Origin of the sequence: Micromonospora polyrhachis (genome assembly GCF_014203835.1) — a bacterium.
Classification (GTDB): Bacteria; Actinomycetota; Actinomycetes; order Mycobacteriales; family Micromonosporaceae; genus Micromonospora_H; species Micromonospora_H polyrhachis.
In genome coordinates this window covers 2,847,608-2,871,363 of sequence record NZ_JACHJW010000001.1, presented here as the reverse complement: position 1 = coordinate 2,871,363, position 23,756 = coordinate 2,847,608, and the positions used below count along the sequence as shown (strand labels likewise).

20 protein-coding genes are annotated in these 23,756 nt (G+C 69.3%); 7 read left to right on the top strand and 13 right to left on the bottom strand.

Annotated features, from left to right (window positions below):
- Positions 1–63 precede the first annotated feature (63 nt).
- Genes FHR38_RS12320 through FHR38_RS12310 form a run of 3 tightly spaced genes read right to left on the bottom strand, consistent with a single transcriptional unit; the run spans position 64 to position 2,533 of the window.
- Positions 64–1,179 (bottom strand): NADH:flavin oxidoreductase, encoded by a 1,116-nt coding sequence (locus tag FHR38_RS12320; RefSeq protein WP_184534796.1) that lies wholly within the window; start codon positions 1,177–1,179, stop codon positions 64–66.
- Between the two features lie 47 nt (positions 1,180–1,226).
- Entirely contained in the window at positions 1,227–1,889 is a 663-nt protein-coding gene (locus FHR38_RS12315; RefSeq protein ID WP_184534795.1) for a putative quinol monooxygenase, read from the bottom strand.
- 50 nt (positions 1,890–1,939) lie between these two features.
- Positions 1,940–2,533 carry an NADPH-dependent FMN reductase gene (locus FHR38_RS12310; protein WP_184534794.1) on the bottom strand — a complete coding sequence of 198 codons (594 nt, stop codon included), beginning with the start codon at positions 2,531–2,533 and terminating at the stop codon, positions 1,940–1,942.
- 104 nt (positions 2,534–2,637) lie between these two features.
- Here FHR38_RS12310 and soxR point away from each other — a divergent pair, with 104 nt between their 5' ends.
- Positions 2,638–3,129, top strand: coding sequence for a redox-sensitive transcriptional activator SoxR (gene soxR, locus FHR38_RS12305; protein ID WP_184534793.1), 492 nt, complete (start codon positions 2,638–2,640; stop codon positions 3,127–3,129).
- 482 nt (positions 3,130–3,611) lie between these two features.
- Here soxR and FHR38_RS12300 read toward each other — a convergent pair whose 3' ends face one another.
- Together FHR38_RS12300 and FHR38_RS12295 are read right to left on the bottom strand one after the other, a co-directional pair.
- Entirely contained in the window at positions 3,612–4,814 is a 1,203-nt protein-coding gene (locus tag FHR38_RS12300) for an acyl-CoA dehydrogenase family protein (RefSeq protein ID WP_184534792.1), read from the bottom strand.
- A gap of 1 nt (position 4,815) precedes the next feature.
- Positions 4,816–5,268, bottom strand: coding sequence for an SCP2 sterol-binding domain-containing protein (locus FHR38_RS12295; protein WP_184534791.1), 453 nt, complete (start codon positions 5,266–5,268; stop codon positions 4,816–4,818).
- A 73-nt stretch (positions 5,269–5,341) separates the two neighbouring features.
- On the opposite strand from FHR38_RS12295, the gene FHR38_RS12290 reads away from it, so the two are divergent.
- Positions 5,342–5,983: a TetR/AcrR family transcriptional regulator gene (locus tag FHR38_RS12290; RefSeq protein WP_184534790.1), complete on the top strand. Its 642-nt coding sequence runs from the start codon at positions 5,342–5,344 to the stop codon at positions 5,981–5,983.
- A 242-nt stretch (positions 5,984–6,225) separates the two neighbouring features.
- Here FHR38_RS12290 and rph read toward each other — a convergent pair whose 3' ends face one another.
- From rph to FHR38_RS12255, 7 genes are all read right to left on the bottom strand, one after another.
- The gene (rph, locus tag FHR38_RS12285) at positions 6,226–8,820 is read right to left on the bottom strand and encodes a rifamycin-inactivating phosphotransferase (protein WP_184534789.1); all 2,595 of its coding nucleotides are present in this window, start codon (positions 8,818–8,820) and stop codon (positions 6,226–6,228) included.
- 389 nt (positions 8,821–9,209) lie between these two features.
- A complete protein-coding gene (locus FHR38_RS12280; protein ID WP_184534788.1) occupies positions 9,210–10,469 on the bottom strand; it encodes an adenylosuccinate synthetase in 1,260 nt (419 codons plus the stop codon).
- Positions 10,466–11,428 carry a hypothetical protein gene (locus FHR38_RS12275; protein ID WP_184534787.1) on the bottom strand — a complete coding sequence of 321 codons (963 nt, stop codon included), beginning with the start codon at positions 11,426–11,428 and terminating at the stop codon, positions 10,466–10,468. Before FHR38_RS12275 ends, FHR38_RS12280 begins: the two co-directional genes overlap by 4 nt.
- Before the next feature lie 56 nt (positions 11,429–11,484).
- Positions 11,485–12,474, bottom strand: a complete 990-nt coding sequence (locus tag FHR38_RS12270; protein WP_184534786.1) for a protein kinase family protein — start codon at positions 12,472–12,474, stop codon at positions 11,485–11,487.
- Positions 12,471–13,223, bottom strand: coding sequence for an NUDIX hydrolase (locus FHR38_RS12265; protein ID WP_184534785.1), 753 nt, complete (start codon positions 13,221–13,223; stop codon positions 12,471–12,473). The genes FHR38_RS12270 and FHR38_RS12265 overlap by 4 nt, the downstream gene beginning before the upstream one ends.
- A gap of 161 nt (positions 13,224–13,384) precedes the next feature.
- Positions 13,385–14,299: a MaoC/PaaZ C-terminal domain-containing protein gene (locus tag FHR38_RS12260; protein ID WP_184539579.1), complete on the bottom strand. Its 915-nt coding sequence runs from the start codon at positions 14,297–14,299 to the stop codon at positions 13,385–13,387.
- Between the two features lie 134 nt (positions 14,300–14,433).
- Entirely contained in the window at positions 14,434–15,927 is a 1,494-nt protein-coding gene (locus FHR38_RS12255) for a 3-oxoacyl-ACP reductase (protein WP_184534784.1), read from the bottom strand.
- 56 nt (positions 15,928–15,983) lie between these two features.
- On the opposite strand from FHR38_RS12255, the gene FHR38_RS12250 reads away from it, so the two are divergent.
- From FHR38_RS12250 to purB, 5 genes are all read left to right on the top strand, one after another.
- Complete coding sequence (locus tag FHR38_RS12250) at positions 15,984–17,276, top strand: acetyl-CoA C-acetyltransferase (protein WP_184534783.1); 1,293 nt, start codon at positions 15,984–15,986, stop codon at positions 17,274–17,276.
- Positions 17,277–17,925: 649 nt separating this feature from the next.
- Positions 17,926–18,480: an ArsR/SmtB family transcription factor gene (locus FHR38_RS12245; protein ID WP_184534782.1), complete on the top strand. Its 555-nt coding sequence runs from the start codon at positions 17,926–17,928 to the stop codon at positions 18,478–18,480.
- A gap of 1 nt (position 18,481) precedes the next feature.
- Complete coding sequence (locus FHR38_RS12240; RefSeq protein WP_246446466.1) at positions 18,482–19,795, top strand: MFS transporter; 1,314 nt, start codon at positions 18,482–18,484, stop codon at positions 19,793–19,795.
- Between the two features lie 73 nt (positions 19,796–19,868).
- On the top strand, positions 19,869–21,650 hold the full coding sequence (locus FHR38_RS12235) for a sugar ABC transporter permease (RefSeq protein ID WP_184534781.1): 1,782 nt from the start codon (positions 19,869–19,871) through the stop codon (positions 21,648–21,650).
- Between the two features lie 75 nt (positions 21,651–21,725).
- Positions 21,726–23,150 (top strand): adenylosuccinate lyase, encoded by a 1,425-nt coding sequence (gene purB, locus FHR38_RS12230; RefSeq protein ID WP_184534780.1) that lies wholly within the window; start codon positions 21,726–21,728, stop codon positions 23,148–23,150.
- A 71-nt stretch (positions 23,151–23,221) separates the two neighbouring features.
- Here purB and FHR38_RS12225 read toward each other — a convergent pair whose 3' ends face one another.
- Positions 23,222–23,674, bottom strand: a complete 453-nt coding sequence (locus FHR38_RS12225) for a YbjQ family protein (protein WP_376771399.1) — start codon at positions 23,672–23,674, stop codon at positions 23,222–23,224.
- Between the last annotated feature and the right edge of the window lie 82 nt (positions 23,675–23,756).

Here is a 23,756-nt window from a genome sequence, read left to right as displayed (position 1 = left end):
TGAACAGGCTTCTGGTGAACCCGAGTTCGGGTTTGCGGGGTGGCCGGCGGCCCCGTGTCCGGGTCAGTACAACGTTTGGACAGCCTCGGGCCGGTACGGGATGAGTTCGGCGGTCCGGCCAGTGCGGATCTTCTCCAGCCAGGCGGGATCGGCCAGGAGCGTACGTCCGGCTGCCACGAGATCTGCCTCGTGGCGTTCCAGCAGGTCCACCACTGCCTGGATGCCGGCGTTGTCGGCGTGCCGGAACTCCAGGAATTCCGTGCCGTCGAGCCCCACTGAGCCGACGGCGATCGTCGGGCGGCCGGACAGCTTCCGGGTCCACCCGGCCAGGGTCAGCGGTGAGTCGGCGAACGCCGGCAGCCAGAACCGGCGGGTCGAGCAGTGGAAGGCGTCGACGCCGGCTGCGACCAGCGGGGTGAGGAATGCCGCCAACTCGGCGGGGGTTTCGACCAGCCGGGCCGCGTAGTCGCTGATCTTCCATTGTGAGAAGCGCAGGATGATCGGGAAATCCGGTGCCACCGCGCGTCGACAGGCCGTCACGATGTCGACTGCGAACCGGGTTCGGGCGACGATGTCCCCGCCGTAGCGGTCGGTACGCCGGTTGGTCCGTTCCCAGAAGAACTGGTCGATCAGGTAGCCGTGTCCGGCGTGCAGTTCGATGCCGTCGAAGCCGAGACGTTGGGCGTCGGCGGCAGCCCGGGCGAACGCTGCGATCACCTGCTCGATCTCCGCTTCGGTCATCGGTTCGGCGACCGGTTCACCGGTGAGGGACAGCCCTGACGGGCCGATCGGTGGGACACCCGGGTTGGGCAGGGAGTCGGCCGTACGGTCGGTACCGACGTGCCACAGTTGCGAGACGATACGGCCGCCAGCGGCGTGTACCGCTTCGACCACGTCAGCCCAGCCGGCCAGCGGTGCGGTACCGAAGAGGCGAGGCACCCGGGGATTGCTGGCCGACGCCGGATGGTCGATCACGGTTCCCTCGGTGATGATCAGCCCGACGCCGTGCGCGGCGCGACGGGCGTAGTACGCGGCGACGTCTGGGCCGGGTACGCCGCCCGGCGAGTAATTGCGGGTCATCGGGGCCATCAACACCCGATTCGGTACAGTGAGTCCGCCGATCGTGAATGGGTGGAACAACGCCTCGACGGTATTCGGATCGTGAGCATCTTCCGACATTGGGGTAACTACCTTCCGGAGGGGCGGTCAACTCGGGCGGCGGCCGGTCAGCGGGTGGCTAAGCGGTACAGCTGGTAGCGGTGCATGCTGAGGCCCTGGATTCCGGGCGTACCGTGGAAGATTCCCTGCGGGCCACCGAACGTGGAACCAGTGATGGCCTCGCCGTGTGCCTCCTCGCTGGTCCACTCGGCGTAGAGCACCAAGCGGGCACCATCGAGGCTGAACCGGATCTGCCCGCCGATCGCGCCCGGCTCGGGCGTCGCCGCCACGGTCGTGATCATCTCTGCGGCCTTCAACTGCTGGTCGGGGCCGTCGGTGGCGATCGTCACCAGGACCACGCAGCCCGAGAAGGGCCCGTCGGCGGTACGACTGACCGGTGGTCCGGCGGGTCGGGTGACGACGGTGTCCAGGTGGGTCACACCGGGCTCAAGCCCGTCGACCCGGTCGGCCGTAGCCGGCTGGTCGAGGCTCGTGACGTGCCGCTGGTAGCTCTGCTCGTCAGTCCACTGGCCGTAGAACAGGACGAGTCGACCGTCGGTGCTGAGCAGGCAGGTGACCGAGAGGCAGCCCTCGGGCCAGGGCGACTGCCGCCACCGGGCCATCGCGGCGTCGGCTACGGAGCGTTGGGCACGGCGGCCGTCGACCTGCCAGCGGCTGGTCACCGCAATGTTGTCGGCGTACGAATTGCCGGGTGGGGCAGCGGTGGGCATGGCACTCTCCAATGAGGTGTCGTCAGTACGGGAACGGATGACGCGCGGGCTCAGCCCAGGTACGGGGTGATGGCTTTCGCATCGCGCAGCGCGTGGCCCCACCAGGTGAGCTGGTCGAGGAGGGTCTTGGCGGCCCGGCCGAACTCGTCCGGTTGCCGGAGCGTCCCGTCGGCGCTGAACTGCTGCCACGCGTTGTGGAAGCTGACCGTGTCCCGGATGGTCACGGCATGCAGTTCGGCGAAGACTAGGCGTAGTGCCTCGACCGCCCGTAAGCCTCCGCTGATGCCGCCGTAGGAGACGAATGCCACCGGCTTCGCGTACCACTGGTGGTTGTGCCAGTCGATGGCGTTCTTCAACGACGCCGGGAAGCTGTGGTTGTACTCGGGCGTGACCACGACGAACGCGTCGGCGGCGGCCAGCCGGGGAGACAGGTCCTGGAGAGCGAGGGCGGCTTCCGGTGCCGCTTCGGCACCGAACGCCGGCATTGTCACGGGCAGTGCGAAGTCGGCCAGGTCGATGACGTCAACGGTCAGGTGGGCACGCTCGCGGGTCTGACGGACGAACCAGTTGCCGATGGTCGGACCAAACCGACCCTCTCGGACGCTGCCGACAATCACGGCGAGTCGCAGAGGCTGACGAGGCATGGTGATCCCCTGATCTGGTGGGTGTCGATCGTGGCTACGCGTTCGGCCACACCCCAGAAGGATCGAACCTAAACAAATGTTGAGGTCAAGTTAGGCTGGTCGGCATGCCCCAGGTGCCACCGAACACCGCCCCGCTACTGGCGGCCCATCCGCCGACCGCCAACCAGCTTCTGACCATCGGAGAGCTGTCCGACCGTAGTGGCGTTCCGCACTCGGCTCTGCGGTTCTATGAGCGGCAGGGACTCATCCACAGCCAGCGGACCACGGGAAACCAGCGCCGTTATCACCGCAGCACCCTGCGTCGGATCGCGTTCATCCGCGCATCGCAGAACACGGGCATACCCCTGGCCGTGATCGGTGAGGTGCTGGCGTTGTTGCCGGCTGACGTGGCTCCGACCAGGGAGTTCTGGGATCGGGCCGGGGAGTGCTGGAGTAAGGAGATCAACGCTCGCATCGAGCGGCTGGATCGCATGCGTGACCGCTTCACCCGGTGCATTGGCTGCGGCTGTCTGTCGTTCGAGGAGTGCGCCCTGGTCAACCCGGGGGACCGGCTTGCGGAGCAGGGCCCCGGCCCGCACCGGTTGCTCAGGTCGTGACCCGGGTCCGACTAGGCAGGGCCCTGCGGATCACGAATTTTCTGACGGGCGGGCACGCCACCTCGTCAGGCCGACCAGCTCCGAGCCCGTCTGGCCCGGTCGTATCAGCCCGGCCCGGGCGTATCAGCCTGGTTCGGTCCGAGGCGTCCTCGTGATCTGCGGGCTACATCCGCGAAACGGTCAGGTCGAGCTGATTGGCGGTCATGATGGCCGGGTTTGTGATCATCTATTGCTGCCGGATCTCACAGCAATAGATGATCGCGAAGCAGTGGAGCAGTTACTCCGGCGGACATGATCATCGAGATCTGCTGGATAACCCAGGCCGGATCGTTCTGGCCTGGCCTGACGACCAGCTACGGCAAGTGGGGCGCACATCTCCAAGCCGCCCCTCGACCTCGGTGCGGCCCTCGACTGGCTACCGGGCCGTTCCCGACCACCAAGATCCCGCGAGGCAGAGCCTAGCGGCCTGGCTGCCGGTCCGACTAGCGGGCGATGGCCCGGGAGATCACCAGACGCTGGATCTCCGACGTGCCCTCGAAGATGGTGTAGATCTTGGCGTCCCGGTACCAGCGTTCGACCGGGTGTTCTCGCAGGAAGCCGGCCCCGCCGAGGATCTGTACCGCCTTCTCGGTGACCGCCACGGCCACCTCACCGGCCTTGAGCTTGGACATTGAGCCTTCGCCGGCCAGGAACGGCCGGTTGTTGCGGCCCATCCAGGAGGCTCGCCAGACCAGCAGCCGGGCGGCGTCGATCTCCATCTTCATGTCGGCCAGTGCGAAGGCGATGGCCTGGTTCTCGATGATCGGCCGGCCGAACTGGACCCGGTCCTTGGCGTACGCCAGGGCGTACTCGTACGCCGCGCGGGCCACCCCGATCGCCTGCGCGCCGACCGTGGGTCGGGACAGTTCGAAGGTACGCATGGCGGCCTGGCCGCTGGTGCGTTGCCCGGATCGGGCCCGGTCGAGCCGTTCCCGCAGCTTGTCGTGGTCACCGAGCAGGCAGCGCCCCGGGACGCGTACGTCGTCGAGGAAGATGTCGGCGGTGTGCGAGGCGCGTAGGCCGAGTTTGGCGAGCTTGCGCGTCGAACTGAGCCCGGCCGTGCCGGGGGGCACCACGAAGGCGGCCTGGCCCCGGGAGCCGAGCGCCGGGTCGACCGAGGCGGTGACCACGTGCACTCCGGCGATCCCGCCGTTGGTGGCGTACGCCTTCTGCCCGCTCAGCACCCACTCGTCGGTGGCCTCGTCGTACACCGCTCGGGTGCGCATGGCCGCCACGTCGGAGCCAGCCTCCGGTTCGGTGCTGCAGAACGCGGCCACCGCGGGTTCGTCGGTGGTGCCGAAACACTGCGGCACCCATTCGATCAACTGGTCGGGGGTGCCGGTGCCGTAGATGGCGGCCACGGCCAGCGAGGTGCCGAAGATGCTCAGGCCGATGCCGGCGTCACCCCAGAAGAGTTCCTCGCTGGCGATCGGCAGGGAGAGCCCGGTGGGGTCGCCCCAGCAGGTGGCCAGGAACTCGAAGCCGTAGAGACCGACCTTGGCCGCCTCCTGGATCACCGGCCAGGGAGTTTCCTCGCGGTCGTCCCATTCGGCTGCGGCTGGGCGCACGACTTCTTTGGCGAAGCCGTGCACCCAGTCGCGTAGATCCCGCTGTTCCTCGGTCAGGTCGAGCGAGAACTCGGCCATGTCAGGCCTTGGGGATGTCGAACAGGTTGGCGATGTTGGCGGCGAGGCCCAGGTCGCCCTTTGCCTTCAGCTTGCCGGTCATGAACATCATGACCGGGTTGGCGCCACCGGAGACGATCTTCAGGAACTCGACCGGACCCATGGTGAGGGCGAGCTTCGGCTCCTGCTCGGGGGTCGCCGGAACGGTGCAGGTGCCGTTGGAGATGACGACCTCGTAGGTGTCCGAGCCGCCGTCGGGGCGGCCGGTGATGATCCAGTGGATGACCGCGTTGGTGGAGCCGGCCCGGTCGGCCCGGAACAGTGTCGGCATCCGGTCGAACACCTCGCTGAGGATCTTGCCGCGCAGGTCGCTCTGCATCACCTCGGCGAGCTTGGCATCCGGGGTGGACTTGACGATCTGGGCGAACTGCTTGGGGTCGACCGAGGAGAAGTTGGCCGGATCGAACTCAGTCATGGCGCGTACCTTCCGGACGGGTGCTCTAGTTACTCCTGCGTAACCTTACGGGCGAGTAGGTAAGGTGGCAAGGGTGTCGACCACTCCCGCCTTCCGGCGTCTGCCCCGAGCCGTACGCGAGCAGCAGATGCTCGACGCGGCGGTCCGGGTGTTCTCCCGACGCGGCTTCCATGCCGCCAGCATGGACGAGATCGCCGAGGACGCGGGCATCTCCAAGCCCATGGTCTACGCCTACCTGGGCACCAAGGAGGAGCTGTTCATCGCCTGCCTACATCGCGAAGGCGCCCGGATGCTGGAGACGATTGCCGGCGCGATCGGTCCCGACCTGCCCCCCGACCAGCGACTGTGGCACGGGTTGCAGGCGTTCTTCGGGTTCGTCGCGACCTACCGGGACGGCTGGGTGGTGCTCTACCGGCAGGCTAGGGGGGAGCCACCGTTCGCCGGAGAACTGGCCATGATGCGGGCCCGGATGGCCGAGGTGGTCGCCGGCATGCTGAAGCGGACACTGCACGCGGAAGGGCGCGAGGTCCGCGAGACAGACCTGGAGATCCAGGCGTACGCCTTGGTCGGGGCGAGTGAGTCGCTGGCCGACTGGCTCGCCGACCGACCCGACGCCGACCCGGATCAGCTCGCCACCCGCATGGTCAACATCGCCTGGCTCGGCGCAGACCAACTGCTCAGCGGCGAGGTCTGGCATCGCCCTGCCGAGGGCTAGGCCGGGACTAGATCGGGACTAGACCTTCCCAGCGGTGCGAGCCCTGCGATACGCACCGGCTCACCACGAAATTCGCCAGTAGCGGGCCAGGGCAGCGAGCGAGGCTCAGGCGAGCCCTCGGAGCCTCGCCCGCTGCCGCCATTCCCGTCGACGACACGGAGTTTCCGAGCGGTTGACACGACCCGCGACGCCGTCGGTGGGGAGGCCGGCCTGCGAGCCCGTGACCGGCTGGGCCGGAGCGACTAGGACAGGATCTCGACGTATCCGTCGGTGCCGTGCACGCGGATCCGCTGCCCGTCCCGGATCAGCCTGGTCGCCTGCTCCACTCCTACGACCGCCGGCAAGCCGTACTCCCGGGCGACCACCGCACCGTGGGTCATGAGGCCACCCACCTCGGTCACCAGCCCCTCGATGGCGACGAACACGGGGGTCCAGCTGGGGTCGGTGAAGGCGGTGACCAGGATGTCGCCGGGTTCGAGATCGGCCTCGGCCATGTCCAGGACGACGCGGGCCCGACCCTCGACGGTCCCGGCGGAGACGGGTAGTCCGACCAGCGCGTCGGGCGGCAGGTCGGTGCGCCGGTACGTTCCGGTGACGACCTCGCCCTCCGACGTGAGCACCCGGGGCGGTGTGAGCGCCTGATACGACACGAACGCGTCCTTGCGCTCGCGGATGAGCTGGTCATCCACCTGCTTCGTACGCATGACGTCGTGCAGCTCCTGGAACGTGAGGAAGAAGATGTCTTCCCTGTCCTGGAGCACGTGGACCTCCACGAGGTGCTTGGCCTCCTTCAACAATGCCTGCTTGTAGACGAGGTAGCGGCTGACCATGTGGTATTTCGGGTACTCCCGGTATCCGATGAAGGTCCGGACCCGGTCGATCATCTGCTTCGTCTCACTGGCTTTCCGTTCCCCGTCGGGCACGGTCCGCAGGCGCGCCAACAGCTCCTGCTCCTTCTTCCATGCCTCCTGCCGGCCTTGCTCGAAGAGCCGTTCGTGGGCACCGGGCTCGAAGTTCTTGATGTTGCTGAGGAGCATCGGCACGAGCGTCCTGGGGCGTTCGCTCCACCGTGGCTGTGTGATGTCGATTTCACCGACGCAGCGCATGCCGTACTTGTCGAGGTAGGCCTGGATGGCGTCGTACGCCTCCTGCCCGCCCTTCTGCGCGGGTAGCTCGGCCAGGAAGTCGTCGTCCTCGACTTGCCGCAGGAAAGCCACCACGTCCGGGTACGGACGGATCACATCCGCGACGTCCAGTAGCGCCAGCCCCATCTCCGATGTGACATTGTGGGGAACGGACTGCGTGAGCGTGTCGGCCGCGTTCTTCTCGCCCAGCCACGCCTGCAGTTGCTCGTTGAGCCACCACGTGGCGTCCATCGCTGCCATGATCGCTCGGCCGCTTTCTGGATCGAACAGGATGCGTTGCAGTTCCCGGATATCCGTCTGGATGAAGTCCAACAGCGCTACGCCGGACTTCGTCTGGATGTCGCACTTCAGGACGGCGAGCGATTCCTGGCTGCGCTCGATCATGGCGGTGACGATGGCGGGATCGGTATCGATCGGCTCTGGTGGGCCGCCGATCGGAGCGCCGGTCGGATGGTCGTCCGGCAGCGCCGGGATGAAGTCCTCACGGTCGATGATGGCCTGTAGCGCGTCGCCGATCAGCGGATCCGACCTTCCCAGGGCCTTCAGCAGGGCGGCACGAGTCGCGGGTGAAGCCAGACCTCGGGCCACGTCGACGAAGAGTCTCCCGCCGGCCTCGTACATGGGGGCCGGGGTTGTCAGGTGCCATACGGAGAGGCCCAGCGGCTTCATCGCGTCGGTCATCATCTGCTGGTGACCGACGGAGACGTAGACGTGGTTCTCGTGGTCGTTGGCTGCGGGGATGGGAAACAACGTGGTGATCGGGCGACTCTGGACGATCTGGAACTCGTCGTCGCTCAGGCACCACTCGATGTCCTGGGGGTGGCCGAAGTGGGCTTCGATCTGCCGGCCCAGTTGCGCCAGCCGTAGGACCTCCGGGTCCGTCAGCGCCGGCTGGTCCTGGTGCTCCGGGTCGATCGCCCGTTGTCGGGTCCCGCCTTCCGGTACGGCGTGGATGGCGAGTCGCTTGGTGCCGACCGTCCTGGTGACGATCTCGCCATCGCGCACCTTGTAGATGTCCGCGTTCACCAGACCCGAGACCAGGGCGTCGCCAAGACCGAAGCTGGCCTCTATGGAGGAGACCTTCCGGTTGGAGGTGACGGGGTCGGCGGTGAACATGATTCCGGCCGTCTGCGGAAGGACCATTCGCTGCACTACGACGGCCATGTGGACCTTACGGTGGTCGACGCCGTTGCGCAGGCGATAGGTGATGGCTCGCGTGGCGAACAGCGAGGCCCAGCACCGACGGACGTGCTCAAGGACCGCCGCCGGCCCCACGACGTTGAGGTACGTGTCGTGCTGGCCGGCGAAGGAGGCCGTCGGCAGGTCCTCCGCCGTGGCGCTGGATCGAACGGCGTAGGCGGCCTGCTCGCCGAGTCGGGCCAGCGGGCGGGTGATCGCCGCAGCGAGGTCGTCCGGAATGGTGACTGTCTGGAGCGTCCGGCGGAGTACCGCGCCGAGCGCAGAGATTTTCTCCTGCTCGTCCGGCTTGAGGCGGGACAGCCGATCGATCTGGTCGTTGATCGAGGGAGCCTCCGCCAGGACCCGTTGGAAGGCGTCGGTCGTCACGCAGAAGCCAGGCGGCACCCGGATGCCCTCGATCCGCGAAAGGTCCCCCAGGTGCGCGCACTTGCCCCCGACGAGTGCGATTTGTTGCTGGTCGATCGTCTCCAGTTCCAGGACGTAGCGGGCCACCGCTCACCTTCCTCTCGTTAGCAGGTTCGTCCGAGGCACAAAAAGGCCATCGGCGGAGAAGTCGCGCTGTCTGAAGCGGCCCGTCCGGCGACGTTCTGGCCTCGGCCCGGAGATTGTGCGGGACACCATGGGTCTTGCCACAAGCCCCATGGTCCGATATACCTTGAGGATGGAGGGGCACGACCTTTTCAGCCCCAGACGGCCGAGTGCGCTAGATCCGCCGAATATGGCAGGCCCACTGAATGCGCCAGGCCCACTGAATGCGCCAGGCCCACTGAATGCGTTAGGTCCGCCGAATATGGCAGATCCACGTGGTGCCGGCGACCAGCGAGCTCTACTCCGGTTTCGCCGGATCGTTCGTCGTACCGGAATGCCCGTTGGTGAGATGGTCAGGAACTTGCCGCCGGGACCGGAGCCAGTAGTGACCCTCTTGTCGACTTGTCCTTGGCCGTCGGGCCGTGGGAGCTGAGCACCACCGGGCGGGCCAGTTCGTCCTCGACCGTGGTGATCCAGTCGCTGACCGGCTCGTCGTACTCGGGCCTGGAGCGCAGCAGCTGCTCGGTCAGCGTGGCTTGGTGGTCGAGGTCCCCGGCCGGGCCGGGTACGAGCCGTTCCGTCCAGTCGTAGCGACGGCAGATCTTCAGCTGCGGGCTCGCCAGATCCAGGTGAGTCAGCGCCAACCCGTCGACCCCACCGGCCACGTCGAGCGCGTACCGGTGGGCCACCGCGTCGAAGTGCCCGAACCGGAACGGGCCCTGCCATGGGTTGGTCGGGTTGCGTGGGTCGATGAACGGCAGGTTCGGGTCCTCGGTGACCAGTGGTCCCGGACCGTGCCGGGTGGTGACGATACGCAGTACGCCGAGGCGTGTCGCGTGCCCCGCCATGCCGGCTTCGGCGAGTAGCCGCTCGGCGTTGGCGAACGTCGTCGTGCTCCAGGTCGTGTACGGATGGAAGCCGTACCACTCGTCCAGCAGCACGCCCTGGGCGCCCTCGAAGACACAGGTTCCAGACCGCAGCAGCGTCGTCAGGTAATCGCCGTCCACGATGGACACCCGTTCCGCGAAGGCGGTGAACGCGGCGACGCAGTCGTCCACCGGTGGTGCATCCAGCGGGCCGAGTTCGGCGGTGAGTCGGTCGCGTAGCGCGGCCAGCCGCTCGCGTAGCACCCCCGGCGTGGCGCAGTCACCCACCCGGGGTGCCTCGCCAGGGTGGGCGAGGTCGTACGCGATCGTCTCGCCCACCCCCATTCCGCAGGAGCCGTGCCGGCCGGCTCCCCGGGCGACCTCGCGGGCCCGGTTTGCGGCCCGGTGGTAGGGGGTGGTCAGCAGTGCCCAAGCGTCCACGGTGAGCCGGTCGAGCGCGTCCGGCACCCCGATCATGGCGAGGTGGTCGGCCTCGACGGCCAACGCCAGCGGGTCGACCACCATGAACCGGGACAGGTGGGTCCGCACGCCAGGCTGGAACGTGCCCGCCCCGAACTGCGCGAAGGTGTGCCAGCGGCCGTCGGGCAGGACGACGTTGTGTGCCGCCTGCCCGCCCCCGTTGAAGCGGACCACCGCGTGGACCGGCCGGGTCGCGCACAGCCAGTCCACGACGGTGCCCTTGCCGGCGTCGCCGTACCCGAGGTCGACCACGATCACATGGCTCACAGCCGGGTGATCCGATCCCCGTTGGTCCGAACCGCCGGCAGGGGCGACACTGTGGTCGCCCGTTGGTCGGCACCAACGCGGGCCAGTGCCTTCGACACCGTCCGAGTGGTCTTCGATCCCGCCTTGCCGAGATCGTGCAGGCCGGTGTCGAGGTCGACGGTGCCCTCGCCAAGGCCGATGGTGAGCGCGATCGTCTCGCAGACCGCGTTCAGGTCGTCCAGTTCGAGGACGTTCTGACCGAGCAGGTCCCGCCAGTAGTCCAGTACCCGCGCGTCTCCGGCGTACCCGGTTCCGGCCGGCAACAGGTAGTAGGTGTCGTACTTGCGGGTCACCTCGCGAATCAGACTGGCCAACGGGATGCCCTCGGTCAGCTCGTCGCCAATCAGCTTGCGCACCTCGCGCGGCTTGACCTTCGGGTAGGCCAGCTCGTCGCCGATGATGAACAGGTAGCCGCGGTGTCCCCGGCGCTCGAAGCAGTCGATCGAGGTGTGCCGGGCCATGAAGTACAGGGCCAGCTCGTAGGACTCGGTCATCTGCCCGCCTCCGCCGCCCTCCAGCACGATCCGGCCGAGGTCGTCGTCCATGCGGTTGTCGGACTCGAACTGCCCGACCTGGAGCGGTACCCGGTCGCAGGTGGCGTCGCCGATCGCGCCGAACATGATCTGCGGATCGCGGGCGTACCCCTTGCGTTGCAGCATGCCGAGGAGCTGCGGGAGCTTGGTCTGGAGCACCCGCGGCACACGACGCATCGAGCCGGTGACGTCGAAGAGGACGGCGATCGCCAACGACTCGGGGTGTTCGGTCGAGTCACGGCTCTCCCGTGCGGCACCGGACGGGTCGAGGTCGGGGTGGACTGTGCGAGCCCCGCCGTCGCTGTAGGCGAAGGCGCTGGTGCCGGTCGACCGCCGATAGCGGTCGGCGGCGTCGTATACGTCGGTGGACCAGGTTCCACTACCCATGTCAGCCTCCAGGTCGGGTGGGAAGTCGAAGTCAGTGGGACAAGTCAGTGGGACAGTCAGCGGGACGAGTCGGTGGGCAGGGCGAAGGGGCGGAAGGTCCGTGGGCCGTAAAGGCGCTCGATCACGTCGTCCAGCTCGCCGAGCAGCCGCCAGGCGTCGTCGGGGCGGGCGCGCAGCGGCCGTGGGGTGCAGCCGTCGGCGAAGGCCCGCAGCGCCTGCGGTGCACGGTCGCCCATCAGGTACGTCATGCAGCGCGTCGCCATGGCGATGTCGGTGCCCGGGCCCGGCCTGTGTCGCGCCGGCACCTCGGGCGGATACCAGTCGGCGTACGCCGGCACCAGCGCCGGAACGGTGTCCTCGCCGATTACCGAGTAGCACCAGTCGACGAGCACCACGCCGTGCTCGGTGGGCTCGATGAGTACGTGGTCGGGCAGCACCGCACCGTGCACCACGCCGGCCCGGTGGGCCAGACCGAGCGCGACCAGCAGCCGCCGCCACATCCAGGCCGCGTCCCGGGGGTCGAGCCCGTGCGGGTAGGCCCGGTGGACCTCGGCGAGGCTGTGCAGGCCGGGTGCGGTGGCGACCACGTTGATCAGGCGTCGGGCGGCGGTCGCGGGGTCCCGGTGCCGGAACGTCTCGACCAGCCGGGGCACGTACGGCAGATAGCGGGGATCGCCCCGCTCGGCCAGCGTGCGCAGGGCGATGGCCTCGCGTTCCATCAGGTCGTTGTTGGTCGGGTCGCGGGGGAGTTTGAGCCAGTGGCCCGGCCCGACGTCGTAGAGGTCGGTCAGGTCGCCGGCGTGTGCGACGGTGCCGAGGCGGTACGTCCCGACTGTGATGATCGCGTGCCGGGCCCGCCAGCGGGTGGTGACTCGGACGAACGCCTCGGTGGCGGCGGCCCGCTCGGCAGCGGTGACGGCGCCGAGCCGGTCCGGGTGCAGGGCGGCGACCAGTCGACGGTACTGCCGGGCCGTCTCGATGTCGCCGAAGAGTTCCTGATCGGTGCGGGCCGTCGCGACGTGGCGGAGCGCCTCGACGAGGTTCACCGGATCGTCTCCTCCTGCGCTGGGCGCAGCAGCGCTGGATGCAGGAGTCGGGCGTCACCGGCCCGGTAGAGCCGGGCACGGGGGCCGCCGCGTGCCCCGCCGTGTTCGGTGGTCGCGCCGGTGCTTTCCACGAAGCCAGCCACCGAGAGCACCTTGCGGTGGAAGTTTCCGGCGTGTAGCGCGTGTCCCCACACCGTCTCGTAGACCGCGCGCAGCTCACCGATGGTGAACTCGCTGCCGAGGAAGCGGGTGGCCAGCGGAGTGTATTCCAGCTTGGACCGGGCTCGTTCCAAGCCGTCGTCGACGATCCGTGTGTGGTCGAAGGCGAGCTGCCGGGTAGGTAGGTCAGCCACCGGCAGCCAGGCCGCGTCCTCGGCATCGGTGCCGGCGGCCGGGTCGGGCAGGTCGGGAGCGAACGCGAGATGGGCGACCGACACCACCCGCATCCGCGGATCGCGGTCGGGTGCGCTGTAACTGGCCAGCTGCTCCAGGTGTACGCGGCGCAGCCGCTCGCCGCCGAGTCCGGTCTCCTCGGCCAACTCGCGCCGTGCGCAGGTGGCCAGGTCCTCGTCAGGTCGCGCGAAGCCGCCGGGTAGCGCCCAGAATCCCGCATACGGTGGCTCCGCGCGGCGAATCAGCAGCAGGTACAGCGCGTCGTCGCGGATGGTCAGGGCGACCACGTCGGCGGTTACCGCGACCGGGGGAAACGCCCGTGGGTCGTACGTGGCGAGGAAATCCTCTTCGGTCACAGCGTCAGTTCTCCTCGATCCGAGAAAGTCTCAAGCCGAGAATAACTCGCGGTACGGGTGCGCGCCACCCTTTACCGCGTCGACGCGTCAACGGGACGTTCCTGCTCCCTGCGCCGCCTCGGCCTCGAACGGGCACTGTGGACAGTGCCCGGTCGCGGCGGTCAGTGAGTCGTGGCCTTTACCGAGCCGACCAGGTGGGGCTTGCCGGAGCGCTCGTCGTACAGGGTGAACTCCCGGGTGGGTGTGCTGCGGAAGGCGGCCGTGCCGGGCAGCGGGATCGGGGTCTTGAACGCCACGTCGACCGTGTACGCGTCGGGCAGCCGACCCTCGAACACCGCCAGGCAACGGGCCTTGCTCCACATGCCGTGCGCGATCGGGCGGCGGAAGCCGAGCAGTCGTGCACCCAACCGGGAGGTGTGGATCGGATTACGGTCGCCGGAGACCCGGCCGTAGGTCGTACCGGTGTGCCGGTCGACCGACCAGCGGCCGGTGGCGGCCGGCGGAGCGGACTGCTCATCCACCTCGCGCCCCGTCCCGCCGGTCGTCGCACCCTTCTCCCGGCTCAGGTACGTCGACACGCTCCGCCAGACCACCACCCCGTCGACCGTGGCCGTGGCCAGTACGTCGAACTGCCGGCCCCGATGATGCGGTCGCAGGTCGACGGCACGGACCGAAAGGTCGAGGGGTTCCCCGGCGTCGATCGCCCGCTCGGTGGTGATCTGGTTGGCCACGTGCACCAGACCGACCAGCGCGACGGGGAAGTCCGGTGCGGCCAACAGGTGCATCGTCAGCGGAAACGCCAACACGTGCGGGTACGTCGCGGGCAGTGCGTCGGTGAGTCGGAACCCGCACGCCCGGTCGTACGCGGCCAGGTGTTCGCGGTCGACGGTGACGTTCCGGACCAGCAGCCCGGTCGCCGGCAGCTGGGTGGCGCGGGCCGGCCGACCGGGTCGGGGGAACATTCGCAGCGCCGCCCGGCGGTAGAGCGGGCCGATCGCCGGCAGCTCGGCAAGCTCGACAGTGGACGGACCGTCGGCGGTCAGCGTCGCCGTGGGTGATTCGATGGTGGTCAGCATCGCCGTGGGCGGCTCGGCCGGGGCGTACGACGGGGCCATGATGGGCAGCTGGACGGTGGGGGGATCGGTGTTGGGCAGCGCCGCCGTGGGCAGGTCGGCGTAGGGGTCGGTGGCGGAATTCTCGGGAGTGGACATCATGCCCCCAACAGGCTCTGGCCGCACACGCGGACGATGTTGCCGGTCACCCCGCCCGAGGCCGGTGAGGCGAACCAGGCGACGGTCTCGGCCACGTCGACCGGTCGGCCGCCCTGCGCCATGCTGTTCATTCGCCGCCCGGCCTCGCGCAGCAGGGTGGGCATCCGGGCCGTCATGTTCGTCTCGATGAACCCGGGGGCGACCGCGTTGATGGTGATGCCCCGACCGGCGAGCACCGGTGCCATCGACTGCACCAGTCCGATCACCCCGGCCTTGGAGGTGGCGTAGTTGGTCTGCCCCCGGTTGCCGGCGATGCCGGCGATGGAGGAGACGCCGACGAGCCGCCCGCCGGCAGTGATCAGGTCACGAGCCAGGAGTACGTCGTTGATCCGCTCCTGGCTGGAGAGGTTGACGTCCAGCACCGAGTCCCAGCGGGTCGCGTCCATCCGGCCGATCGTCTTGTCCCGGGTGATTCCGGCGTTGTGCACGACCACGTCGACCCGACCGTGTCGGGCGGCAAGGTGCTCGGCCAGCCGGGTCGGCGCGTCGGCGGCGGTCAGGTCGAGCTGGAGTGCCGTACCCCGGATCTCGTTGGCGACCGCGGCCAGCGCTTCGCCGGCGGCGGGTACGTCCAGCGCCACGACGTGTGCGCCGTCGCGGGCCAGCACCCGGGCGATGGCCGCGCCGATGCCCTGGGCCGCGCCGGTGACCAGGGTGACCTTTCCGGCGAGCGGGCGCTCCCAGTCGACCGGCTGTTGCTGGTCGGTGGGCTGCCCGATCCGGATCACCTGTCCGGAGACGTAGGCGGACCGGCCGGAGAGCAGGAAGCGCAGGGTCGACTCGACCGCACCCTCCGCGCCGGGGGCCACGTAGACGAGCTGTGCGGTGGTGCCCCGGCCGAACTCCTTGCCGATGCTGCGGGTCAGGCCCTCCAGGGCTCGTTGTGCGGTGGCCTCCCGGGGGGCGGCGCACAGTTCGGGCGGGGTGCCGAGGACGATCACCCGGCCGGAGGGGAGCAGGGCGCGGGCGTGCGGGTGGAAGAAGTCATAGAGCGGGCGCAACCGGGTCGAATCAGTGATTCCGGTAGCGTCGAAGATCAGGGCCGCGTTGCGGGGCGGCTGCCCCATCGACGGTTCGGGTACTACGGTGGCCGAATCGGCGGTGACCATCGTCGGTTCGATGTCGGCTCCGACCATCGTCGGATCGTGATCGGAGACGGCCGTCGTCGGATCGTGATCGGAGACGGCCGTCGTCGGATCGTGATCGGCTCCGAGCGTCGCCGGGGCACGCAACTCGACCCCGGCGGCGGTCAGCAGGGCGGCGACCGGTTCCCGTAGCCGGCCGCCGGGTGCGGCATCGAGGAGGACCGGACCGGTGACCAGGGAATCGCCGGGCTGGTGCCGCCGAAGTGAGGGCGGATCGGGCAGGCCGAGTCGCTTCACCAGGGCCCGGCCGGGTCCGGAGCGGGCAAAGGTCGCGTACCTGTCGCTCATGGGCGTAGCCTACTCGTGAGTAGGGTATAGGCAACCCGGGTTGGGGAGGCGGAACCGTGGAAACCGTACGTCGTGTCGCGGTCATCGGGGGGAACCGGATCCCATTTGCCCGTTCTAGCGGACGCTATGCCCAGGCTTCCAACCAGGACATGCTCGGCGCGGCGCTGGACGGGCTGCTCGCCCGGTTCGGCCTGGCCGGGCAGCGGGTCGGCGAGGTGGTCGCCGGGGCGGTGCTCAAACACTCCCGTGACTTCAACCTGACCCGCGAGGTGGTGCTCGGCTCCCGCCTCGACCCGCACACCCCGGCATACGACATCCAGCAGGCCTGCGGCACCGGACTGGAAGCCGCGATCCTGGTCGCCAACAAGATCGCGCTCGGGCAGATCGAGGTCGGCATCGCCGGCGGCGTGGACACCACCTCCGACGCTCCGCTCGCCGTCAACGACGACTTCCGGCGCACCCTGCTCAGCATCAACCACGCCCGTACGCTCGGCGGCCGGCTCCGCGCCGCCACCCGGCTACGCCCCACCCAGCCGTTCCGGCCCGAGGTGCCCCGCAACGCCGAACCGCGTACCGGACTGTCCATGGGGGAGCATGCCGCCATCACCGCGAAGCGGTGGCGGATCAGCCGCGAGGCCCAGGACGAGTTGGCGCTGCGCTCACACCATCGGCTGGCCAACGCGTACGAGCGCGGCTTCTTCGACGACCTGATGACGCCGTACCTGGGGCTGACCCGGGACCAGAACCTGCGCCCGGACACCGCGATGGACCGACTGGCCGCCCTCAAGCCGGTCTTCGGCACCCGAGGGGCGGACGGCGCACAGGCCACCATGACCGCCGGTAACTCCTCGCCGCTGACCGATGGTGCCTCGACCGTGCTGCTCGCCTCCGAGGCCTGGGCCGCCGAACACCACCTGCCCGTGCTGGCGTACCTGACCTTCTCCGAGGTGGCCGCCGTCGACTACGTACACGGCGAGGAGGGGCTGTTGATGGCCCCGGCGTACGCCGTACCCCGGATGTTGGCCCGGGCCGGGTTGGCGTTGAGCGACTTCGACTACTACGAGATCCACGAGGCGTTCGCCTCGCAGGTGCTGGCCACCCTCGCCGCTTGGGAGTCGGCGGAGTTCTGCGAGACCCGGCTGGGTCTGCTCGCCCCGCTGGGTCCGATCGACCGGAGCCGGCTCAACGTCAACGGCTCGTCGCTGGCCGCCGGGCACCCGTTCGCGGCGACCGGGGGGCGGCTGGTCGCCACCCTGGCCAAGCTGCTCGCCGAGCGGGGCTCGGGCCGCGGGCTGATCTCCATCTGCGCGGCCGGTGGCCAAGGCGTGGTGGCGATCCTGGAACGCTGACCAGGGCCGGTTTCCCAGGCGGGAATTCGGCCCTGGTCGACTGCCCGCCAGACAGGATGAGAACTCCTGACTCTCGGGTTGTGGTCGTCCCGGTTCAGTCGAACGGCTCGTACCGGGTGCGGCTAGGCGAGGCGGGATGGGCAACGAGACGACGAGGTCGTCGACCGGTCGTGGCGGCTCGGTGCCATGCGCGACAGCACCAGGACGGCGGCGGCGAGTGGGAACAGCCCGATCACCAGCATCGGTGTGGTGCGTCCCATTGATGTGGTCAGGGCAGCGGCCCAGGCCGATACGGCGGCGCCACCGACAAAGCAGGCGAGGTTGAACAGTCCCAGGCCGGAAGCCCGCGTCGGTGCCGGCAGCCGCGCGGACAGCAGGCTGGTGAGGACGACCTACGGGTAAAGCTGTACCCGCTAGCCGAGCCCACGATCACCACGTCGCTGGCCGTTCCCCCCGGGGCCGCCCTCCGCCGCGGCGCGTCACCTGCTGCACGCGCTGGCCCGTGCCGTGCCGGGGCATCCGGAGCCAGCGACGGGAGGAAAGGCGACAGCATGAGCAGCGGGCGAGGTTCTCCGCACTGCTGATCTTCACCCCCGACTATCCAACAGTTGTTTGACGGTTGGCGAACGGGACACCTAGACTCCCCAACATGTCTTTGGGAGATGGGCCGGTGGAACGTGACCCCACCGTCGAGTTGCGGGCGCTGGCCCACCCCGTACGGCTGCGGATCCTGTCCCTGCTCACCGCGACGGAGATGACCGCCGCCGAGGTGGCCCGGGAGTTGGACCTCACCCATGCCAACGCCAGTTACCACCTGCGCCACCTGCTCGACGCCGGTGTCATCCAGGTCGCTGGCGAGGAGCGGATCCGGGGCGGGGTCGCGAAACGCTACCGGTACGACGCCACGCATGACTTCGATCGCCGCCGACCGACGCCGGGGGACGCCGAACCGACCCGGGACCACCGGCTGCTCTACGCCGCACTCGCCACCGAGCTACGCCGTCGTGGCGAGCAGGCCCGCCGCTCGTCGGACAACTTCCTTACCGACGCCGAGTTCTGGATCGACCCCGAGACCTGGCAGACGGTACGGGACCAGATCGCCACCGCCGCCGAGACACTGCACCAGGCGTCACAGCCACTCCGTACGCCGGGAACCATCCGGGTGAGCGCCACCGTCGCGTTGTTCCAGATGACGGAGGACTGAGATGGCAGCCGCGAAGACTGAGATGGCAGCCGCGAAGACTGAGCTGGCCAGCACACCGTCGACCTGGGCCCCGCTGCGGCACAGTGCCTTCCGCTACCTGGTGGCCGGTCGGTTCACCACCATGCTCGGCAACTCGGTGGCCCCGATCGCGCTCGCCTTCGCCGTACTCGACCTGACCGGCTCCGTACGCGATCTGGGGTTGGTCGTCGGGGCCCGGTCCCTGACCAACGTGCTCTTCCTCCTCTTCGGTGGGGTGCTGGCCGACCGACTACCCCGGCAGGCGGTGCTGGTGGCCGCCGGCACGCTGGCCGGGATCACCCAGGCCGCGGTCGCGGTACTGGTGTTGACCGACACCGCCACGATTCCGCTGCTGATCGCCCTCAGCGCCGCCAACGGGATGGTGACCGCGTTCGCCTTCCCGGCCGCCGCCGCCCTCGTGCCACAGACCGTGCCGGTGGAGTTGTTGCAGTCGGCCAACGCGCTCAACCGGCTCGGCATCAACGCCGCCATGATCGGTGGCGCGTCACTGGGCGGCATCCTGGTCGCCGCCGTCGGGCCAGGTTGGGGCCTGGCCGTCGACGCCGCCACCTTCGGCCTGGCCGCACTCGCCTTCACCCGGGTACGCGTCACCGCTCTCCGCGACCGTCTGGTCGCGAAGGCCGGCACCTGGACCCAACTGCGGCAGGGGTGGAGCGAGTTCAGTTCCCGATCGTGGCTCTGGAGCGTGGTGCTCGGCTTCATGCTGATCAACGCGGCGTTGACCAGCGGCGTCAACGTGCTCGGCCCGGCGGTCGCAGACGACACGATCGGCCGGCGGTCCTGGGGGATCGTGCTCGCCGTGCAGACCACCGGGATGGTCGTCGGCGCGCTGGTCGCGCTGCGGATCCGGGTACGCCGGCTGCTCCTGCTGGGGGTGGTCTGCATGCTGGCCGAGGTGCCGCTGCTGGTAGCGCTCGCCTGGACGCCCCACCTCGTCGTACTACTGGTCGCCGGCTTCCTCGCCGGGCTGGCGGTGGAACAGTTCGGCGTCGCCTGGGAGACCTCGATGCAGCAGCACATCCCCGCCGACCGGCTGGCCCGGGTCTACTCGTACGACGCGCTGGGTTCCTTCCTGGCCATCCCCATCGGACAGATCGCGGTCGGACCGGTGGCGTTGGCCATCGGCACCGGCCCGACCCTGCTGGCCGCCGCCGGTCTGGTGCTGCTGGCGGTGCTCGGCATGGTGGCCAGCCCAGGGGTACGGCGGCTGACGAACCCTCCGACGGGCGCGGCAGCGCATACGCCGACCGATCCGGAGCCCGCCACAGTCAGGTAGCAGATATCAGATCAGCGCGTAATCCCGGCGGGAGGTACTGCGGCGGCGGAGGGACCCCGTTAGCCTCGACCGGGTGACAGCCACCCCACCCTTCGCACCAGGGCCGCCGTCGTCCGCTCCGGCCACCTCGCCCTTCGTGTCGGGGCAGCCGCCGGCTGGCGTTCCGGGTTCCGGTCCGAGCCTCGGGGTACGCATCGGGCTCGGCCTGGCGCTGCTGGTGCCGGCGATCGTGGCACTGCTGTGGTCGTACGTGATCCCGAGCATCACGACGGTGGTGAAGAGTTTCCAGCGCGACAGGATGTACCTGCCGCCGGAGGCCGTCGGCGGGTCGAACTACGGCCGGCTGTCCGAGATCGGGTTCTTCGGCTCGATCGGATTCGCCCTGCTGCTCAGCCTCGTGCCGCTGCTGCTGGCGCTGGTCGCCGCTCCGCTACTCGCCCTCGTGGCCGACCGGGCCGGTCGGGTGGCCCGCCTGGTGACCCGGGGACTGCTCGTCCTTCCCCTGGCCTGCTACGCCCCGACCGCACTGGCTGTCGCCTGGTGGACGTACCGTGCCGACCTGGACACCTGGGCGGAGAACCCGCGTCTCACCAGTGTGGGCATGGCGGCAGGGATGACGTTCGGGCTGGTCGTCGCTGTCGCGGCCACCCTGTTCCTGAGCGTGGTACGGCGTCGCGCCACCGCTGGCGGCAAGACCGGGCTGGCGCTGGTCGCGGTCGGCGGCACGCTCGGGCTCGGCGTCGTCGCTACCGGCCTCCAGTCGTTCACCCTGCAGAACACCATTCCGGGGATTCGGAACGAGGCGGCAACGCCGGTCTTCGTTGCTCTGGTGAACAGCCTGCGCCGCTTCGACTTCGGCCTCGGTGCCGCCGCACTCACCATCCTTCTTGGCATCCTTGCGGTGCTCGGGCTGCTGGCCGTCGGGCTGCTCATCGCCACCCGTACCCGGATCGAGTTCGAGGGTTGGCGGGACCGTACGGCCGCACCGGCGGCGGTCAAGGTCGATTCTGCCCCGGCGACCGGGCCCTCGGTCTCCGTACCGTCGGCCGCACCGCTGCCCGGATCGGCCTCCGTGCCGTCGGTCGTAGCGGGGCGGCAGCAGCCCCATCCGGTCGCGATCGTCCTGCTGGTTCTCGGGCTGGTGGCGTTCCTGACCATCCTCGGTTACACCCTGTTCCCGTGGCTGCGGGCGTTCTTCGGCCCCACCAGACCGACGCCGGATCAACTGACTACCGGCTCGCTGCTGGTCGACACCTGGATCCCGCCGCTGATCTCGGCGGTGGTCGCGGTGGGCATCGCCGTGCTTGGCGGATTCGCCATCGGCGGTCTGCGTCCGCTGGGTCGGTTCAGCGAACTGCTCCTGTTGCCGTTCGCCCCCTGGTTCTTCGTTGGTACCGGCCCGTTGTCGATCGCCGGCTTCGAGCGGGCCCGTGAGGCCGACCAGCTCAACACCTTCGTCGGACTGATCCCGCCGAGTTGGCTGTCGATTCCGGCGCTGGTGGCGTTCACCCTGCTGTTCCGGGGACAGCACGAACGCTGGCGGGCTGGCCAGGGACTCGCTACGAGCATGCTGCTGCCGGCGCTGCCGATGGTCGGGTTGGCCGGACTGCTCACCTGGCTACTCGGCGCGCAGGACCTGCTGTGGCCGTACCTCGTCTCGACCGGGGAGGTGATGCCGGCCCCGCTGGCACTGCTCGCCACGATGCGGATGGGCCTGCTTCCGGGCGGGAGCGTCTCCGAGGTGTTCGGCCTGGTCCTACCGATTCCGGTCGTGTTGCTGCTGCTCGTCGTGTTCGGCGTACTTCAGGTTGGCTACCTGGACCGGCTTGCCATCCGGGCCGGTCGTCGCGAGTAGCTGCCAGCACGAGTCGTCGTCGCGCCGCCCGACCTGGCTCGGGCCGCCCGACTCGGGTGGGGAAGAATTCGGGGCGTGACGAGTATCCCGAACGTCCTCGCCAACCGGTACGCCTCGGCCGAACTGGCCGCCCTCTGGTCGCCCGAGGAGAAGATCCGGCTGGAGCGGCGGCTCTGGCTGGCCGTACTCCGGGCGCAGCGGGATCTCGGCATCACGCTGCCCGACGGGGTAGTCGAGGCGTACGAGCGGGTGCTCGACCACGTCGACCTGGCCTCGATCGCGGCCCGGGAGCGGGTCACCCGGCATGACGTGAAGGCCCGGATCGAGGAGTTCAGCGCGCTGGCCGGGCACGAGCACGTGCACAAGGGCATGACCTCGCGGGACCTCACCGAGAACGTCGAGCAACTACAGGTACGCCGCTCGTTGGAGCTGATCCGGGATCGGGTGGTCGCCACCCTGGCCCGGCTGGCCCGGCTGGCGGTGGAGCACTCCGACCTGGTCATGACCGGCCGGTCGCACAACGTCGCGGCGCAGGCCACCACGCTGGGCAAGCGGTTCGCGTCGGCGGCGGAGGAGCTGCTGATCGCGTACGAACGGCTGACCGATCTGATCGAGCGGTACCCGTTGCGGGGCATCAAGGGGCCGGTCGGCACCGCCGCCGACCAGCTCGACCTCTTCGACGGTGATTCGGAGAAGGTCGCCGAACTGGAGCGTCGGGTGGCCGAGCACCTGGGCTTTTCCCGGGTGCTGGAGAGCGTCGGCCAGGTCTACCCGCGTTCGATCGACTTCGACGTCGTGTCCGCGTTGGCGCAGACCGCCGCCGCGCCGTCGTCACTGGCGACCACCATCCGGCTGATGGTCGGCCAGGAGCTTGCGACCGAGGGCTTCAAGCCGGGGCAGGTCGGCTCCAGCGCCATGCCGCACAAGATGAACACCCGGTCCAGCGAGCGGGTCAACGGCTTCGCGGTGATCATCCGGGGTTACCTGTCGATGATCGGCGAACTGGCTGGTGACCAGTGGAACGAGGGCGACGTCTCCTGCTCGGTGGTCCGTCGGGTGGCGCTGCCGGACGCCTTCTTCGCCGCCGACGGGCTGTTCCAGACGTTCCTCACCGTGCTGGACGAGTTCGGCGCGTACCCGGCGGTGATCAACCGCGAGTTGGACCGCTTCCTGCCCTTCCTGGCCACCACGAAGATCCTCGTCGCGGCGGTACGTCGGGGCGTCGGCCGGGAGGTCACGCACGAGGCGATCAAGGAGCACGCGGTCGGTGTGGCGCTGGCCATGCGGGAGAAGGGGACGACCGAGAACGACCTGTTCGACCGGCTCGCCGCCGACGAACGGCTGGGCCTGACCCGCGCCGAGATCGACTCCCTGGTGGCCGATCGGGCCGACTTCGTCGGTGCCGCTCCGGCCCAGGTGCGGTCGGTGGCGGCCCGGGTCGCCGAGGTGGTCGCGGCCCATCCGGCGGCTGCGGCGTACCAGCCCGCACCGATCCTCTGACCGCCGGTCGCCCGCTGCCGCCTGACCCTGTCGCCTCACCGGCGACCACCATCGGCCGTCGAGCCGGCCGGTCATTTGCGGGGGGTCGGGGTGCCGGCAGCACTGCCCAGGTCGGGAGCGCTGGCCGGCTCGGCGATCGCGCCCAGGCTGGAGCCGCTGGCCGGCTGCGCCGTCTCCGCCGCCACCAGCGGCTGGTCGGGCGCGGGCGTCGCCACCGGGTACGCGATCACGGCGGTGCCGTACGCGCACAGTTCCATCCACATCTCGCCGACCTCGCGGTGGTCGAATCGCATCCCGATCACCGCGTTGGCGCCGAGTCGGCGGGCTTCCTCACCGAGTTTGGCCACTGAGTCGGTACGCCACCGGGTGAGGTTCTCCGGTGCCTTCGGGTCGTACGCACCACCGCGCAGGTTCTTGACCCCCTCGCGGTACGGGTTACGGGTCCGGGCCATCGACGACACCACCTCGCCGAGGATCTGGCGGATCTCGTAACCGGGTAAATGGTCCATCGTCACGACCAGCACCCTGTCGATGTTGGCAGAGCCCGGACCGGCGGAATTGTGAGCCGGCTTCACGTGCCGCGTTCTGCGAAACGACGCGGCGCGG